The sequence below is a fragment of the Mesorhizobium sp. GW821-FHT07A06 genome (assembly GCF_059419085.1).
The window spans coordinates 22053-39011 of the sequence record NZ_JBWKRC010000002.1 but is presented as its reverse complement, the minus strand read 5'-3'; the positions used below and the strand labels follow the sequence as shown (position 1 = coordinate 39011).

Below are 16959 nucleotides of genomic sequence, written 5' to 3'. Positions count from 1 at the left end.
AGCGTTCAGGCCGGCAGCGCGCCGGACTTCTTAGCCGTCCAGGTGGCGATATAGTCCATCAAGCCGGGGTTGAGGCAGTCATAGGGCTCCAGCCCGATCGTCTTCAACTGGGCCCGGATGCCGTCCATTCGCTTCGGATCGACGCCGGATTCGATGATCGACGAGACGAAGGCGGTGAAGCCCGGAGGCGACCAGCCATCCTCGACGAAACGCTCGGGATGGATGAAGGACAGCCCCTTGAACGGATGATCGCGCTCGACCGGGCCGTGCATGTGGACGCCGCAGCCGGTGCAGGCATGACGCTGGATCAGCGCCGAGGGATCGACCACCTTGAGCTTGTCGCCGTTCTCTGTGACGGTGACGTCGCCGGTGCCGGCGACGGCAACCACCGAGAATACAGCACCTTCCGGCTTCCAGCATTTGGTGCAGCCGCAGGCGTGATTGTGGGCGATCTGCCCCTTGACCTTCACCTTGACCGGCTTGCTGGTGCAGGCGCAGACCAACGTGCCGCCGGCAAAGCTTGCGCTTTCCTTGGGCAGGCCATTGTCGATTTTCGGGTGCAGTTTCTCCGCCATTCCATTCTCCTCCCAGTTGTGAACCACAGAGGTCGCTGGCCGGTGGTCGGCGGCGTGTGGCCTTGCTTCAATAAACGACGACGCTTCGGATCGACTTGCCCTCATGCATGAGGTCGAACCCCTTGTTGATATCCTCGAGCTTCAGCGTGTGTGTGATCATCGGGTCGATCTGGATCTTGCCGTCCATGTACCAGTCGACGATGCGCGGCACGTCGGTGCGGCCGCGCGCGCCACCGAAGGCGGTGCCCATCCAGGTGCGGCCGGTGACAAGCTGGAACGGCCGGGTCGAAATCTCCTGGCCGGCGCCCGCCACACCGATGATGACCGACTTGCCCCAGCCGCGATGCGAGGCTTCCAGGGCCTGGCGCATCACCTTGGTGTTGCCGGTGCAGTCGAACGTGTAGTCGGCGCCGCCGATCTGGTCGGCACCGCGCTTGGTCATGTTGACGAGGTAAGGGACGATATCGCCGTCGATCTCCTTCGGATTGACGAAATGCGTCATGCCGAACCGCTCGCCCCATTCCTTCTTGTCGTTGTTCAAATCGACGCCGATGATCATGTCGGCGCCGGCCAGCTTCAGTCCCTGGATGACGTTCAAGCCGATGCCGCCGAGGCCGAAGACGACAGCGGTGGCGCCTTGTTCGACCTTGGCGGTGTTGATGACGGCGCCGATGCCGGTGGTGACGCCGCAGCCGATGTAGCAGATCTTGTCGAAAGGCGCGTCCGGATTGACCTTCGCCACCGCGATCTCGGGCAGCACGGTGAAGTTCGAGAAGGTGGAGCAGCCCATATAGTGGAAGATCTTGTCCTTGCCGATCGAGAAGCGCGACGAGCCGTCGGGCATCAGGCCTTGTCCCTGCGTGGCGCGGATCGCCGTGCACAGATTGGTCTTGCGCGACAGGCAGGACGGGCACTGCCGGCATTCCGGCGTATAGAGCGGGATGACATGGTCGCCCTTCTTGACCGAGGTGACGCCCTTGCCGACGTCGACCACGACACCGGCGCCCTCATGGCCGAGAATGGCCGGGAACAACCCTTCGGGATCGGCGCCCGACAGGGTGAACTCGTCGGTATGGCAGATACCGGTCGCCTTGATCTCGACCAGCACCTCACCGTCGCGAGGGCCGTCGAGGTCGACCTCCATGATTTCCAGCGGCTTTCCGGCGGCGACAGCGACAGCGGCGCGGGTTTTCATCAGGCGTCCTCCAATGCGAATTTTTTTCCAAGGTTTCAGGTTTTATCGACACGATCAACTGGAAGCTGGTGCCGTGACTGGGCCACAGCGAAGAATTGGAATCGCAAATCGATTGAAAGGCAGTGATTTGCACGCTCGGCTTGACCCTGCAAGCACAGGCCATAAAAGGAACGACCGACCGGAGGGGAATGACCTCAGCATGTTCACGAAAATCCTGATCGCCAATCGTGGCGAGATCGCCTGTCGCGTCATCAAGACGGCGCGCAAGATGGGCATTGCCACGGTTGCCGTCTATTCCGATGCCGATCGCGATGCGGTTCACGTCGAAATGGCCGACGAGGCGGTGCATATCGGGCCATCGCCCGCCGCGCAGAGTTATCTCGTGCCTGAAAAAATCATCGCGGCCTGCAAGGAAACGGGCGCGCAGGCCGTGCATCCAGGCTACGGCTTCCTGTCGGAACGGGCCGCCTTCTGCGAAGCTCTCGAAGCGGAAGGCATCGTCTTCATCGGCCCGAAACCCAAAGCCATCAAGGCGATGGGTGACAAGATCGAATCGAAGAAGTTCGCCAACGCCGCCAAGGTGTCGACGGTCCCGGGTTGGCTCGGCGTCATCGAGAATGCCGACCATGCCGAAAAGATCGCCGGCGAGATCGGCTATCCGGTGATGATCAAGGCTTCGGCCGGCGGCGGCGGCAAGGGCATGCGCATCGCCTGGAACCAGTCGGAAGTGCGCGACGGGTTCGACCGCGCCCGATCGGAAGCCAAGAGTTCGTTCGGCGACGACCGCGTGTTCATCGAAAAATTCGTCGTCGATCCGCGCCATATCGAGATCCAGGTGCTGGCCGACGCGCATGGCAACGCGCTCTATCTCGGCGAGCGCGAATGCTCGATCCAGCGCCGCAACCAGAAGGTGGCCGAAGAGGCGCCGTCACCATTCCTCGATGCCAAGACGCGCAAGGCCATGGGCGAGCAATCGGTGGCGCTGGCAAGGGCCGTCGATTATCAGAGCGCCGGCACGGTCGAGTTCATCGTCGACAAGGACAAGAACTTCTATTTCCTTGAAATGAATACACGATTGCAGGTCGAGCATCCGGTGACCGAGCTTGTCACGGGCATCGACCTGGTCGAGCAGATGATCCGTGTCGCCGCCGGCGAGAAACTCGCCTTGAAGCAAGACGACATCAAGCTGAATGGCTGGGCGGTGGAAAGCCGGCTCTATGCAGAGGATCCCTATCGCAATTTCCTGCCGTCGATCGGCCGGCTGACCCGCTATCGGCCGCCGGAAGAGGGCCAATTTGGCGACGTCGTCATCCGCAACGACACCGGCGTCACCGAAGGCTCGGAGATTTCGATGTTCTACGACCCGATGCTTGCCAAGCTTTGTACCTGGGCACCGACCCGGCTCCAGGCAATCGATGCCATGTCGGAAGCGCTGGACAGTTTTGTGGTCGACGGGATCGAGCACAATATCCCGTTCCTGGCGGCGCTGATGCAGCATCCGCGTTGGCGGGAAGGGGCGATTTCGACCGGCTTCATAGCCGAGGAATATCCCGACGGTTTTGCCCCTGTCGTACCGAACAGCGAGGAAAAGGCCGTGCTGGCATCAATCGCCACCGCCACGGAATTGTTGCGCCGCGACAGGCTCGACCGGCTGGGCGGGCGGCTGGCGCCGCATTCGGGGGCGCTGAAGCGCGACTGGGTGGTGAAGATTGGCGAGGATTATCTCCAGGCGTCGATCCTCGAAGGCATGATTTCCATTCCAATGGAGGTCGACCTGTCGATCGAAGGCGGCAAGGCGCTGACCGTTTCATCCGATTGGCGGCCGGGCGATCTGATCTGGCGCGGCACGGTCGGCAAGCGCTCCGTTGTCGCCCAGATCCGGCCTGTCGCCAACGGTTTTCGCATTGCCTGGAAGGGCATGTCGGTGACGGCGCGCGCGATGCTGCCGCGTACCGCCGAGCTTGAAAGACTGATGCCGGAGAAGGTGGCGCCGGACACGTCGAAGCTGCTGCTCTGCCCGATGCCCGGCCTCGTCGTGTCGATCGCCGTTGCGGAGGGACAGGAGGTCAAGGCCGGCGAAACGCTTGCCGTGGTCGAGGCGATGAAGATGGAAAACGTGCTGCGCGCTGAACGCGATCTCGTTGTGTCCAAGCTCAATGCCAAGCCGGGCGACAGCCTGGCCGTTGACGCGGTGATCATGGAATTCGCTTGAGCAGGTCGCGCAGGGTCGCGGAAGCCTGTGGTTGTCGGTCGTTTGTGCTGGACTGGTATCGCCCGGTCCCGGACAATACATCTCCACCGACTCAAAGCCTTCGACAGCGCGAGAAACCATGGCGGACGACAGACTTCCACGCGACCCCCTGAAGCGCGAAGCCGCGATTGCGGCAGCGCGGCCGGAGGTGCCGGCGCGGCCGTTCGTCCATCTGCGCGTGCATTCGGCCTATTCGCTGCTCGAGGGTGCGCTTCAGCTTGGCAAGATCGTTGGCCACGCCGTGAAGGACGAGGCACCGGCCATCGCCGTCACCGACACCAACAACCTGTTCGGTGCGCTGGAGTTTGCACAGAAGGCGGTCAAGGACGGTATCCAGCCGATCATCGGCTGCCAGATCGCACTCGCTTTTTCCGGCGAGAACAGCGACGGTCAGCGCGACCGCCGGCGGCAAGGGCCGGAGATGCGGCCGGTCGTCCTGCTCGCCGCGACCGAGGCCGGCTATTCCAACCTGGTCAGGCTGGTCAGTCGGGTCTATCTGGAAACGCCGCCCGGCGAGGCGGTGCACCTGACGACCGAGATGCTGGAGGGAAACGCCGACGGGCTGATCTGCCTCAGCGGCGGCCCACGCGGCCCGATCGGCAACGCCTTGAAGGAGGATCGCCGCGATCTGGCAGAGGTGAGGCTTTTGGCGCTCAAGGCGCTGTTCGGCGATCGGCTCTATGTCGAATTGGACCGGGTTGCGGGTTACGACCGGACCATCGAGCACTCAACGATCGATCTCGCCTATACGCACGAACTGCCGCTGGTAGCCACCAACGAGGCCTTTTTCTCGTCGCGCGATGATTATGAGGCGCATGACGCGCTGATCGCCATCGCGGAGGGCTCGGTCGTCGCCGTCGACACACGCCGCCGGCTGTCGCCGGACAATTTCCTGCGCAGCCAGGCCGACATGGCAAAGCTGTTCGCCGACCTGCCCGAGGCGATCGACAACACCGTCGAGATCGCGCTGCGCTGCTCCTACTATCCAAAAAACCGCAGCCCGATCCTGCCGCGTTTCACCGGCGGCGATAGTGCCGACAAGGACGCCGCGGAAAAGGCGGAGGCGGCCGAACTCGCCCGTCAGGCGCGCGAGGGGCTCGATGCGCGGCTTGCGCTGCACGGACCAACCCCGGGCTATACGGTCGAGCAATATCGCGAGCGGCTCGAATTCGAACTCGGCATCATCGAGAAGATGAAATTCCCCGGCTACTTCCTGATCGTTGCCGACTTCATCAAATGGGCCAAGGCGCAAGGCATTCCGGTCGGCCCGGGCCGTGGTTCGGGCGCCGGCTCGCTGGTCGCCTATTCGACGACCATCACCGACATCGATCCGCTGCGCTTCTCGCTGCTGTTCGAGCGCTTCCTCAATCCGGACCGCGTGTCGATGCCCGACTTCGACATCGACTTCTGCCAGGATCGCCGCGAAGAGGTGATCCGCTACGTCCAGCAGAAATATGGGCGCGACCAGGTCGGCCAGATCATCACCTTCGGTACGCTGCAGGCCCGCGCCGTGCTGCGCGACGTCGGCCGCGTGCTGCAGATGCCCTATGGCCAGGTCGACAAGCTGTCGAAGATGGTGCCACAGAATCCGGCCAATCCGGTCAAGCTCGCCGACGCCATCGCCAATGAGCCGCGCTTTGCCGAAGAGGCCGAGAGGGAACCGATCGTCCAGACGCTGCTCGACATGGCACAGAAGCTGGAGGGCCTTTACCGCCACGCCTCCACGCACGCCGCCGGCATCGTCATCGGCGACCGGCCTTTGTCGGAACTGGTGCCGATGTACCGCGATCCGCGCTCGGACATGCCGGTTACCCAGTTCAACATGAAATATGTCGAGCAGGCCGGGCTGGTGAAGTTCGACTTTCTCGGCCTGAAGACGCTGACCGTTCTGGATACGGCGGTCAAACTGATCCGCCGGCGCGGCATCGACATCGACCTGGCGACGATACCGCTCGACGATCCCGACACCTATGCCATGCTGTCGCGCGGCGAGGTGGTCGGCGTGTTCCAGGTGGAAAGTGCCGGCATGCGCAAGGCGCTGATCGGCATGCGGCCCGACTGCATCGAGGACATCATCGCGCTGGTCGCGCTCTATCGTCCGGGCCCGATGGAGAACATCCCGACCTACAACGCCAGAAAGCATGGCGAGGAGGAGATGGCCTCGATCCACCCGAAGATCGACCATCTGGTGAAGGAGACGCAAGGCGTCATCGTCTATCAGGAACAGGTCATGCAGATCGCGCAGGAGCTGTCCGGCTATTCGCTCGGCGAAGCCGACCTTCTGCGCCGCGCCATGGGCAAGAAGATCCGCGCCGAGATGGACAAGCAGCGCGAGCGCTTCGTCACTGGCGCTGTCGAGCGTGGCGTCAGCAAACCGCAAGCCGACTTCATTTTCGACCTTTTGGCCAAGTTCGCCGACTATGGTTTCAACAAATCGCACGCCGCCGCCTACGCCGTGGTCTCGTATCAGACCGCCTATCTCAAGGCGCACTATCCGGTCGAGTTCCTGGCGGCGTCGATGACGCTCGACATGGGCAACACCGACAAGCTCGCCGATTTCCGCCAGGATGCCCTGCGCCTCGGCATCGAGGTTCTGGCGCCGTCGGTCATGACGAGTTTTCGGCCTTTCGAGGTCGGTGAGAACCGCATCTACTATTCGATGGCCGCGCTCAAGGGCGTCGGCGACGCGGCGGTCGAGCACATCGTCGCTGTCCGTGGCGAGAAGCCGTTCAAGAACCTCGCCGATTTCTGCGAGCGGATCGATCCCAAGATCGTTGGCAAACGTGTCTTCGAAAGCCTGATCATGGCCGGCGCGCTCGACTGTTTCGGGCATGACCGGGCACAGATGATGGCTGGCGTCGAACGGATGATGGGGTTGGCATCGCTGGCGCAGCAGAATGCCGTTTCCGGCCAGGCCGATATTTTCGGCGCCTCGCTAGGGAGCCAGTCGCAGGCGCTCAACCTGCCGGCGACGGATCCGTGGCTCGCCGCCGATCGGTTGCACCGCGAATTCCAGGTTGTCGGCTTCTATCTCTCGGCCCACCCGCTCGACGAATACAAGGCGGCGCTGCAAAAGATGCGGGTGCAGAACTGGGCGGAGTTCTCAGCCGCCGTCAAGCGCGGCGCTTCTGCCGGCCGCCTGGCCGGCACGGTGACCAGCAAGCAGGAACGCAAGACACGCACCGGCAACAAGATGGGCGTGGTGGCCTTTTCCGACACTTCCGGCCAGTACGAGGCCGTGCTTTTTTCGGAAGGATTGGCACAGTATCGCGACCTCCTGGAAGCCGGCCGCTCCGTCGTCATCACCGTGGCGGCGGAGGACAGGCCCGAGGGCGTAAACCTGCGCATCAACTCGGTCCAGTCCCTGGAGGATGAAGCAAGCCGCATCCAGAAGGCGCTGCGCATTTTCGTCAGGAACGACGGACCCGCCTCGATGATCCAATCCCAACTCACCCAGCGTGGCGAGAGCCAGGTGAGCATTATCGTGATCAAGGAAGAGGCGCAGGGCGAGGTCGAGATCGCCTTGCAGGGCGGCTACCGCGTCTCGCCGCAGATCGCGTCGGCGATGCGCGCCGTGCCCGGCGTGGTCGAAGTGGAATTGGTGTGACCGCCATCCTCGGCAGGCGGTGGCGATCCTGCGGGCGGCATCCGCCGCTTGCGCAATCGCGGCCCGCATGAAGACCTCCGACAAGGCTTCATCCCAGGATCTTTCAGCAATTGCGCGCCTGCGCGACACGCTGCGCAGGCTCTACCACGGGCGCACGCCGGCGGCTTTCCGGTTCCAACTGGCGGCAATCGTCATCGATCTGGCAATCATCGCCTTCTTCATCGCGACACCCGTCATCCAGCAATCGGCTTCGTTCCTGTGGCTGGATTATGCGGTGGCGGTGCTCGTCGGCGTCGACCTTATCGCCAGGTTGCTGGCCTCCAACGACATGCTGCGCCTGATGAAGCAGCCAACCTCCTGGGTGGATGTCTTCATCCTTTTGACGCTGCTGATGCCGACGGCGCTCGCCAATCTCGGTTTCCTGCGCATCCTGCGGCTGTGGTCATTGTCGCGCAGCGGTTCGATCTGGCGGCATTTCGAGATGCGTGGCTTGCGCCCCTGGCGCGAGGCGAGCCACGCGGTCATCAACCTTTTGACCTTTCTCTTTGTCATCACCGGCTTCGTCTACACTTTCTTCTTCCGCAATGGAGCCGGGCTGGAAAACTACATCGACGCGCTTTATTTCACCGTGGCCACGGTGACCACGACCGGTTTCGGCGACATCGTGCTGCCGGGCATGGCCGGCAAGCTGACCGCGATCGTCACCATGATCATCGGAATATCGCTGTTCGTCAGGCTGGCGCAGGCGATCTTCCGGCCGGCCAAGGTGTTCTTCCCGTGTCCGCGATGCGGACTGCAACGGCACGAACCGGACGCGGTGCACTGCAAGGCCTGCGGGCATGTTCTCAACATACCAGACGCAGGCGACTAGCGCATGAACATTCAGGGGATGACGGCTATGACGCCGCCACTTCAGCCGGCTCGGCCGGCTTGCGCTGCAGATTGAGCAGATTGCCCATCAGGATGAGCAGCGCGCCACCGGCGGTGAAGGCGTCGATCTGCTCGTGATAAAGCAGCCAGCCGACCAGCGCGGACAAGGGCACCCGCAGGAAATCCATCGGCGAAATGACGGTGGCGTCGGCATAGGTGAGCGCGCGGGCCATGCAGAAATGTGATGACATGCCGGTGAAGGCGATCAGCACGACCCATGGCCAGAGTTCGAGTGAAGGGGTGCGCCATACGTAGAGCGCCGGGATGAGGCCGAGCACCGACTGGATGATCAGCATCCAGAAAATGATGCGCACGACGCTGTCGGTGCGGGTCAGTGATTTGACCATGACCAGCGATATGCCGAAACAGACCGCGGCACCCAGCACGACCAGGTGTCCAGGATCGACAGAGCCGACGCCCGGGCGCACGATGACCACCACGCCGATCAGCCCGAGCACGACCGCCGCCAGTTTCGGCCGGCTCAGCCGTTCGCCCAGAAAAGTCACCGCCAGGATCGCCGTCCAGATCGGGGTGGTGAATTCGATCGATATCAGCACCGCCAGCGGAATCAGCGTTAGCGCGTAGAGCCATGCCGCCTGGCCGCTATAGTGAACGACATTGCGGGCGATGTGGGCGAGGGGACGTTGCGTGCGCATCGCCGCAAAGCCACCGCTCGTCAGCACCAGCGGCAGGAGAATTAGGAAGCCGAACACCGAGCGCAATTCCAGCACCTGGAAGACATTGAGCTCCGCTGTCGTGGCGCGGCCGGCGACCGACATCCCCAGGAACGAGGTAACCGACAGCGCCATCCAGAACGCAGCCTTGGGGATCGAAGGGGTGGGTTTCATGGCCGCTATCTCGCAGGCGGGAGCCTTTGCCGCAATCGCTAGCCGCTTGATTCTTCTGGACCAGTCGTGGCGACGTTGCAAACGGTCGCGTTGCCCGCGGAACCTGATACGCCAAGGGGCGTTGAGTCGCTGTATCCACCACAAGCCTTGGTATTACATGTCTGCCCGACGAGGAGAACTTCGATGACATCACCTGCGCGGTTCGCACTTGCCGGCTGCCTGCTGGTCGCGGCCAATGCGGCACATGCCGATGAGAGCAAGTTTCTCCAATCCTTCCAGGGGAATTTTGCCGGCAAGGGGACTGTCCAGGTGACGACACAGGCGCCGACCGTCAGCGTTTCCTGCACCTTCAAATCGGATGCCACAGCGTCCTCGCTGTCGCTCGACGGCAACTGCCGCGGCCTCGTTGTGGTCTCGCGCGCCATCAGCGCCCATCTGAAAACCAGTGGTGCCAGTTACAGCGGCGTCTATGTCGGATCGCGCACCGGTCCGGCGCAGCTCAACGGCAGCCGCTCCGGCAACGCGATCAATCTCGCCATCCGCTGGGCCAAGCTGGTCAATGGTGACCGCAGCGCGCAGCTGACTGTGCAGAAAAAAGGCGCCAATGGCATTCTGCTCACCGTCATCGACCGCGATCCCAAAACCGGCAAGAACGTGGTGACGAGTCGCATCGATCTGAAGCGCACCTGACAGCTCATTCCTCGAGCGGCTCCGGCGGATGGGCGTCACGGCCCCTGCCGAATGTATAGCCGGTCTCCACCGCCTTGCGGCCGAACTTGTCGCGCAACGCGTCGATCGCGCCTTCGGCCATGGCGCGCTTGCGCGACTGAACGTCGACCAGATCCGGCGGGTCGGCCTTGTCGTCATCGGACAGATCGCTGACGCCAATGCCGAGCAATCGAAATTTCGTTCCGTCCGTTTCCTTGCGCAGAAGCTCCACGCCGGTCGAGAAGATGCGATCCGCGAGCCGGGTCGGGTCGCCGAGCTGGCGGTTGCGCGTGCGCAGCCTGAAATCCTGGGTCTTCAGCTTCAGCACCACGGTGCGTCCGGCAATGCCCGACTTTTTCAGCCGCGCCGAGACCTTTTCCGAAAGGCCGCGCAGCACCGAGACCAGCTCTTCCAGCGAAGCGATGTCGGTGTCGAAGGTGGTTTCGGCCGACACGCTCTTGGCGTCCTGGTCGGGATCGACGCGGCGGACGTCCTCGCCGCGCGAAAGCCGGTAGAGCCGGTCACCCATCGCGCCATAGCGGCGCATCAGGTCGCCACGCTCCATCTTCTGGAGCTGGCCAATGGTGCGGATCCCGTCGCGCTCGAGCGTGGCGTTGAACGCCTTGCCGACGCCCCAGATCATCGTAACCGGCTGTGTCGCCAGGAAGCCGACCGCCTCGGCCTCGCCGATGACCGAAAAGCCCCGCGGCTTGCGGAAATCCGACGCGATCTTGGCGAGGAATTTGCAGTAGGACAGGCCGGCCGAAACCGTGATGCCGATCTCCTTCTCGACGGCCAGCGCGAAGCGCGCCAGCACCACGGCCGGTGGCAGGCCGTGCAACCGTTCGGTGCCGGCGAGGTCGAGAAACGCCTCGTCGATCGACAGCGGCTCGACCAGCGGTGTCAGCGCCTGCATCATGGCGCGCACCTCACGGCCGACACGCACGTATTTTTCCATGTTGGGCGCGATCACGACCGCGTCGGGGCAGGCCTCGAGCGCCTTGAACATCGGCATGGCGGAGCGCACGCCGCGGATGCGGGCGATGTAGCATGCGGTGGAGACGACCCCGCGCTTGCCACCGCCGACGATCAGCGGCTTGTCCTTGAGCGCCGGGTTGTCGCGCTTTTCGATCGCCGCGTAGAAGGCGTCGCAATCGATATGGGCCAGATGCAGCCGGTAAAGCTCGGGATGGCGGGCAAGGCGAGGGCTGCCGCAGCGCTCGCAGCGGCGCGTCTCACTGCGCTGAAACGTCAGGCAGTCACGGCAAAAACCGTGATCGGGATTGTTGACAGGGGCCGCCATCGCTGCGAACATAAAGAGAACAGAGGCAATGGTACGACAGTGCAGGGCCAGCGACAAGCTTGGCCTGGGGAGAACCGCATGAGCACGACCATAGTGCCGCTGGCGCCTGAGCTCTGGCCTGATTTCGAGGATCTTTTTGGCAAGCAGGGCGCCTGTTACGGCTGCTGGTGCACACATTTCAGGCTGGCGCCGGCGACGCGGCGCGAAAGCAGCCGCGAACGCAACAAGGACCATATCAAGGCGCGCATCGAAGCCGGCCCGCCGCCCGGCCTTCTGGCCTTCGAGGACGGCAAGGCGGTTGGCTGGATGCAGATCGGGCCGCGCGCCGACGTGCCCGAATGGAACAACAAGGGCAGGGGCTCGGCGCCGATCGACCCCGCCGACGCTTCAGATCCAGCCGTTTGGGCGATCTCCTGCTTTTTCATTCGAGCCAAGGCGCGCGGCAGGGGTATCACGCATCGCCTCGTTGAAGGTGGCATCGATTTCGCTCGCAGGAACGGTGCACGGCTTGTCGAGGCCTGCCCGATCGACCTGTCTCGCGATTCGCGTTCGATCGGCTTGTTCGTCGGCTCGTCGGGGGTGTTCGAGAAGGCCGGGTTCGAGAGACTGGTCGAGCGTAAGGCGGGGCGACCGCTGATGCGGCTGGTGCTGCAGCCTGGCACCTGATCACCATCATCTTGCAGTTGTGACGGTATTTCCCTACCAGACGTACGAAACGATTTCCGCCTTTCGACCAAACGGAGAATTCCCGTGAACCGTGTGTTGCCAGTTGCCTTTACCGCGCTTGTGCTCAGCGCGCCCGCTTTCGGCCAGACCGTGGACAGTCAGGGCGCGAAGCAATTGTCCGATGACCTGTCCCGCTATGTTGGCAAGCAGGCGCTCGACACGGGCATCCTGAAGGTTTCGGTCGAAGGCGATGCCTACAAGATCGTGTTTGATTTCAAGACACTGGCCGGGGTCCTGCCCAAGCAGGAACAGGTGAAACTCGACTTTGCCCCCTACGCCCTCCTGGTCAAGCCGCGCAGCGACGGGACCTGGGACGTCTCGATGGATTTCTCGCAAAGCGCGTCCTTCGAGTTCAAGGGGCCCGAGGGGCCGCAGAGCACGCAGTTTTCGATCAAGGACGGCAAGGGTGCCGGCGTCTACGACCCCAATCTAGCGGCTTTCGTCAGCGGCACCAGTTCGATCGCGAGCATGACGATGGCATCGAAGGATGCCAAGCAGCAGATCGACGTAAGTGCCGGTGCCGGCACCGCGACCATCGCCGCCACAAAGGCCGCCAATGGCGGCGTCGATTTCACGACGTCGCAGAAAATTTCGAATTTCGTCGAGGCGATAAAATTCAACGATTCCGAGAGCGGGCTGAATTTTCCGGTCACCGTGAAGTCGCCGGAATTGTCGGTCGAGGCCAGCGGCAAGGGCGTGCAGACCAAGCCGCTGCTCGACCTCCTGGCATTTGCCGTGGCCAATGAGGACGAGAAGACGCTGAAGGCGAACCAGGCGCAGCTGAAGTCGCTTCTGCTCGCCGCGCTTCCGGTGTGGGAGCGCATCGACGGCACCTATGGTTTCAAGGATTTCGCCGTCGACAGCCCGATCGGCACTTTTGGGGCGACGCAACTCAGCACCGTCTTCGGTGCCGATGGCGTTGCCCAGAACGGCAAGGTCACCTACGGCATCAAGGTGGCGGGGCTGACCGTCCCGCAGCAGCTTTTGCCGAGCTGGAGCGTGGCGCTGCTGCCCACCGATATCGACCTGAACTTCGGCGGTGCCAATATCGATCTCGACAGCATGGCGAAGAAGGCGATCGAAGCCTTTGATCTCAATCAGGATCCACCGCTGTCGGCCGAGTTCGGCGACCAGCTCAAGGCGGATTTCCTGGCCAAGGCGCCTAAGGTCGTCATCGGCCACAGCATCGTGAAGAACAAGGACATGGAGGTCGCGCTGGAAGGCGAGATGACGAGCTTCGGTGAAAAGCCCGACGCCAATCTTACGGTCGATGTCGCCGGCTTCGACAAGATCATGGCCCATCTGCAGGACGCAGCGAAGGCGGAGCCGGAGCTGGGGCAGTACGTGCCTGTCGCTCTCATGGCCAAGGGTTTTGCCAAGACGCTGCCGGACGGCCGGCTGGAATGGGCTGTCAGCACCAAGGCCGACGGCTCGGTCACGGTCAACGGCGTCATGCTGAAGCCCGCCGATCCGGCGGTGGACGACAGCGTCGACGATGGTAACGGTGCGGGCGATAGCAGCGGTGGCGATAATGGCGGTGGCGCCGATAATGGCGGGGCCGGCGCGAAGCTGAACCCTTGAGGGTTCGGCTCTAGCCCCTTGTTTTGACGCAATTCTCGAGGGAAAGCGCTACGCGCTTTTTCTCGGGAAAACCGTTTCACACTTTTCCTGGGATTGCTCTACAGCCCCAGCGCGCCCGCGATCTTCGGCGCGGCTTCATGCCAGTCCTGAACGACGATGACATCGTCCGGGACCGGCGGCAGGAACGCACGCAGCGAATTGTCGGCCATCAGGTGGAAAAGATTTGCGTCGGCGACCGATTCCCGCACCGACGCCAGATTGTGCGGCTGATCGTCGACGAAGACCACCGGCCGGCCGTTCTTGCCGCGCAGCCTGGCCACCGCCGGTCCCTTGGCCATCTCGGTGGTCAGCAGCGGATAGTCCAGGCCCAGGGCATCGAGATGGATGCGACGCACCGCGCGATGCCTGTGCGGCATGGCCGTCAGCAGTATGATTTCCGCGCGCTTGCCAAGCCCCGTCAAGGCTTGTGCGGCGCCGTCGGTAATGCTCTGCCAATCGGCTTGCGCGTCGAAAAAATCGCCCAGAAGTGCCGTGACCTCGGGTTGTTCGATCAGCCGGCCGCTCGCCGTTTCGGCTATGTTGCCGGTCAGCCGGAAGGACGCCAGTGTCAGGCCATAGCCGCGCGACTTCAGGAAATGCGGGAAGGGGCGGATGAATTCAAGCACGACGTCGTCGACGTCGAGCACCAGCAGCGGCCGGTCGTCGGCCGCCAGTTCCTCGATCTGGCGGGCGGTCTCCGGATCATCGCTCATATGGAATGCTCATGGTTGTCGTCGCCGAGCGGCAATGCGCGCAACGCCTTGCCGACGGCCGCCGGCGGCGTGCCGGTTTCCTCGGCAAAGCGCATCAGCGTCGGCTCGTGGGCGAGAATGAACTGCAACACGCCGGCCAGGAAACCCGGCTCGCCGGCGGCCTTGCGGATCGAATGCGCCTCTATTCCGGTGATCGCAAGAAAACGCGGCAACAGCTCCGGATCGGAGGCAACGAAGCCCAGCGCCTTCACGGCAATGGTTTCCGCCTCTTCGCGCATTGACGCCGCGTTTGCCATCACTACCTTCGGCATGTGGAATGAGTCTCTTCCGCAGTAATGGCAAGAGTTGCTTGCGGCAAGCCTTTACAGCGTGGCGCGCCTTTTGGACGCGTCGGGAGGCGATGTGGAATTCGCGCTGCTTTGCAGCCCGAGGGTTTCCGTTTCGTCAATCATATTGCCGTATAGTGAAGCAGGGTTTGGTGCGTTCAACCAGGGCGCATGACGGTCACCTTCGAGCGGAAGGACGGCCGGGACGGGATGTCGATGCCTAAGAAGGTCATGATCGTCGAGGACAATGAGCTGAATATGAAGCTCTTTCGGGACCTCATCGAAGCGAGCGGCTACGAGACGGTGCGCACCCGCAATGGTCTGGAGGCGCTTGACCTGGCGCGCAAGCACCGGCCCGATCTCATCCTGATGGACATCCAGCTGCCCGAAGTGTCAGGGCTGGAAGTGACCAAATGGCTGAAGGAAGACGACGATCTGCACGTCATTCCGGTCATCGCCGTGACTGCCTTCGCCATGAAAGGCGACGAGGAACGCATCCGCCAGGGTGGCTGCGAGGCCTATATTTCGAAACCGATCTCGGTGCCGCGTTTCATCGAGACCATCAAATCCTATCTGGGCGATGCCTGATGTGCCATTCCAGCCGAGCCGGAGCCTTGTGAAATGACCGCGCGGATCCTCGTCGTCGACGACATCCCTGCCAATGTGAGGCTGCTGGAGGTCCGGCTGCTGGCCGAATATTTCGAGGTGCTGACCGCCACCAACGGGCCCGACGCGATCGAGACCTGCGAGAACGGCAAGGTCGATGTCGTGCTGCTAGACGTGATGATGCCCGACATGGACGGGTTCGAAGTCTGCCGCAGGCTCAAGAGCGATCCTGCGACGTCGCATATTCCGGTCGTGATGATCACCGCGCTCGACCAGGTGTCCGACCGCGTGCGCGGGCTCGAGGCCGGCGCGGACGATTTCCTGACCAAACCGGTCAACGACCTGCAGCTGATGACACGCGTGAAGAGCCTGGTCCGGTTGAAATCGCTGACCGACGAGCTCAGGCTGCGGGCCTCGACGACGCGTAATATCGGCATCGAGGAGCTGCTCAGCCGCAATTTCGCGTCCGAGGACACGACGCCGAAAGTGCTGCTGATCGACGAACGCAAATCGTCGGTCGAGCGCATCCAGAAGATGCTGCGCGACCGCGCCGATCTCGACGTCACCAGTGATCCGCATGCAGGGTTCTTCCAGGCGGCCGAAACCCCCTATGAATGCGTGATGATCTCGACGGCCTTTGCCGATTTCGATCCGCTTCGGCTCTGCTCGCAATTGCGCTCGCTCGACCGCACCCGTTTCGTCCCGATCATCCTTCTGGCGGAGGAGGGCGAGGAGGAACGTATCATCCGCGGCCTCGAACTCGGCATCAACGACTATCTGATGCGGCCGATCGACCAGCAGGAACTGACGGCGCGGCTGCGCACCCAGGTGCGTCGCAAGCGCTACAACGACCAATTGCGCGCCAGCGTCACCCAGACCATCGAAATGGCGGTGACGGACGGCCTGACCGGGCTGCACAACCGCCGCTACCTCGACAGCCATCTGCAGACGCTGTTCGACCGCGCCGTGGCGCGGCGCCGGCCGCTGTCGGTGATGATCACCGACCTCGACCGCTTCAAGTCGATCAATGACACGCACGGCCATGATGGCGGCGACGAGGTGCTGCGGGAATTCGCCCGACGGCTGCGCAAGAATGTCAGGGGTATCGACCTTGCCTGCCGTTTTGGTGGCGAGGAGTTCGTGGTGGTGATGCCGGACACCGACGGCGCCGTGGCCGAGAAAGTGGCCGAACGCATCCGCGCCGAGATCGCCCAGAAACCTTTCGCCATCGGTGCCGACGGCAAGACGATCGAGGTCACCGTCAGCGTCGGCGTGTCGTCGGTTCTGAAGGGCGTGGATACGGTGGCCGCGTTGATGAAGCGCGCCGATCTCGCGCTCTATGAAGCCAAGAGCGGCGGCCGCAACCGCGTCGTTGCCAAGGCAGCGTAAGCGTCCGCGGCCGATTCCCCGGTCAATCCAATAAGGTTAGCTATTTACCTTAATCCAAGCAATTCCCGAGCCTTGGTTAAGAAACTGTTGATTTTCCTAAGCCCGTGCGCAAATGTGCAGGGGAAGACGAAGCCGGCGCGAGGGTAGATAGCCGGCTCGATC

Annotated in this window: 14 protein-coding genes; 8 read left to right on the top strand and 6 right to left on the bottom strand. The window is 62.9% G+C overall.

The genetic code is table 11. From position 1 onward, the window contains the following. Window positions 1-5: 5 nt before the first annotated feature. Window positions 6-575: an S-(hydroxymethyl)glutathione synthase gene (gene gfa, locus AC07SZ_RS05610; protein WP_056572223.1), complete on the bottom strand. Its 570-nt coding sequence runs from the start codon at window positions 573-575 to the stop codon at window positions 6-8. 67 nt (window positions 576-642) lie between these two features. After that, window positions 643-1770, bottom strand: coding sequence for an S-(hydroxymethyl)glutathione dehydrogenase/class III alcohol dehydrogenase (locus tag AC07SZ_RS05605; RefSeq protein ID WP_140773266.1), 1128 nt, complete (start codon window positions 1768-1770; stop codon window positions 643-645). A gap of 199 nt (window positions 1771-1969) precedes the next feature. Between AC07SZ_RS05605 and AC07SZ_RS05600 the strand changes: the two genes are divergently transcribed. The 3 genes from AC07SZ_RS05600 to AC07SZ_RS05590 all read left to right on the top strand — a co-directional run bounded on the left by AC07SZ_RS05600 (window position 1970) and on the right by AC07SZ_RS05590 (window position 8499). Further along, a complete protein-coding gene (locus AC07SZ_RS05600) occupies window positions 1970-3982 on the top strand; it encodes an acetyl-CoA carboxylase biotin carboxylase subunit (protein ID WP_494913677.1) in 2013 nt (670 codons plus the stop codon). A gap of 118 nt (window positions 3983-4100) precedes the next feature. Further along, entirely contained in the window at window positions 4101-7628 is a 3528-nt protein-coding gene (dnaE, locus tag AC07SZ_RS05595; RefSeq protein ID WP_494913675.1) for a DNA polymerase III subunit alpha, read from the top strand. A gap of 67 nt (window positions 7629-7695) precedes the next feature. Next, on the top strand, window positions 7696-8499 hold the full coding sequence (locus tag AC07SZ_RS05590; protein WP_494913673.1) for a potassium channel family protein: 804 nt from the start codon (window positions 7696-7698) through the stop codon (window positions 8497-8499). Window positions 8500-8524: 25 nt separating this feature from the next. On the opposite strand, the gene AC07SZ_RS05585 is transcribed toward AC07SZ_RS05590, so the two are convergent. Continuing rightward, window positions 8525-9406 carry a DMT family transporter gene (locus AC07SZ_RS05585; protein WP_056572211.1) on the bottom strand — a complete coding sequence of 294 codons (882 nt, stop codon included), beginning with the start codon at window positions 9404-9406 and terminating at the stop codon, window positions 8525-8527. Between the two features lie 183 nt (window positions 9407-9589). Here AC07SZ_RS05585 and AC07SZ_RS05580 point away from each other — a divergent pair, with 183 nt between their 5' ends. Next, entirely contained in the window at window positions 9590-10096 is a 507-nt protein-coding gene (locus tag AC07SZ_RS05580) for a hypothetical protein (protein WP_056572209.1), read from the top strand. Window positions 10097-10100: 4 nt separating this feature from the next. Here the strand turns inward: AC07SZ_RS05580 and AC07SZ_RS05575 are convergent, their stop codons facing one another. After that, window positions 10101-11429, bottom strand: a complete 1329-nt coding sequence (locus AC07SZ_RS05575; protein WP_056572207.1) for a DNA polymerase IV — start codon at window positions 11427-11429, stop codon at window positions 10101-10103. 66 nt (window positions 11430-11495) lie between these two features. On the opposite strand from AC07SZ_RS05575, the gene AC07SZ_RS05570 reads away from it, so the two are divergent. Beyond that, entirely contained in the window at window positions 11496-12083 is a 588-nt protein-coding gene (locus AC07SZ_RS05570; RefSeq protein WP_056573381.1) for a GNAT family N-acetyltransferase, read from the top strand. A gap of 84 nt (window positions 12084-12167) precedes the next feature. Then, window positions 12168-13724: a hypothetical protein gene (locus AC07SZ_RS05565; RefSeq protein ID WP_494913671.1), complete on the top strand. Its 1557-nt coding sequence runs from the start codon at window positions 12168-12170 to the stop codon at window positions 13722-13724. A 98-nt stretch (window positions 13725-13822) separates the two neighbouring features. On the opposite strand, the gene AC07SZ_RS05560 is transcribed toward AC07SZ_RS05565, so the two are convergent. Both AC07SZ_RS05560 and AC07SZ_RS05555 read right to left on the bottom strand, forming a co-directional pair. Next, window positions 13823-14476 (bottom strand): hypothetical protein, encoded by a 654-nt coding sequence (locus tag AC07SZ_RS05560; RefSeq protein WP_056572203.1) that lies wholly within the window; start codon window positions 14474-14476, stop codon window positions 13823-13825. Next, a complete protein-coding gene (locus AC07SZ_RS05555; RefSeq protein WP_027052046.1) occupies window positions 14473-14772 on the bottom strand; it encodes a DUF3572 domain-containing protein in 300 nt (99 codons plus the stop codon). The genes AC07SZ_RS05560 and AC07SZ_RS05555 overlap by 4 nt, the downstream gene beginning before the upstream one ends. A 201-nt stretch (window positions 14773-14973) precedes the next feature. On the opposite strand from AC07SZ_RS05555, the gene AC07SZ_RS05550 reads away from it, so the two are divergent. Both AC07SZ_RS05550 and AC07SZ_RS05545 read left to right on the top strand, forming a co-directional pair. Continuing rightward, entirely contained in the window at window positions 14974-15390 is a 417-nt protein-coding gene (locus AC07SZ_RS05550) for a response regulator (RefSeq protein ID WP_274534579.1), read from the top strand. A 33-nt stretch (window positions 15391-15423) separates the two neighbouring features. Then, window positions 15424-16797 (top strand): PleD family two-component system response regulator, encoded by a 1374-nt coding sequence (locus tag AC07SZ_RS05545; protein WP_172373611.1) that lies wholly within the window; start codon window positions 15424-15426, stop codon window positions 16795-16797. Window positions 16798-16959 lie beyond the last annotated feature (162 nt).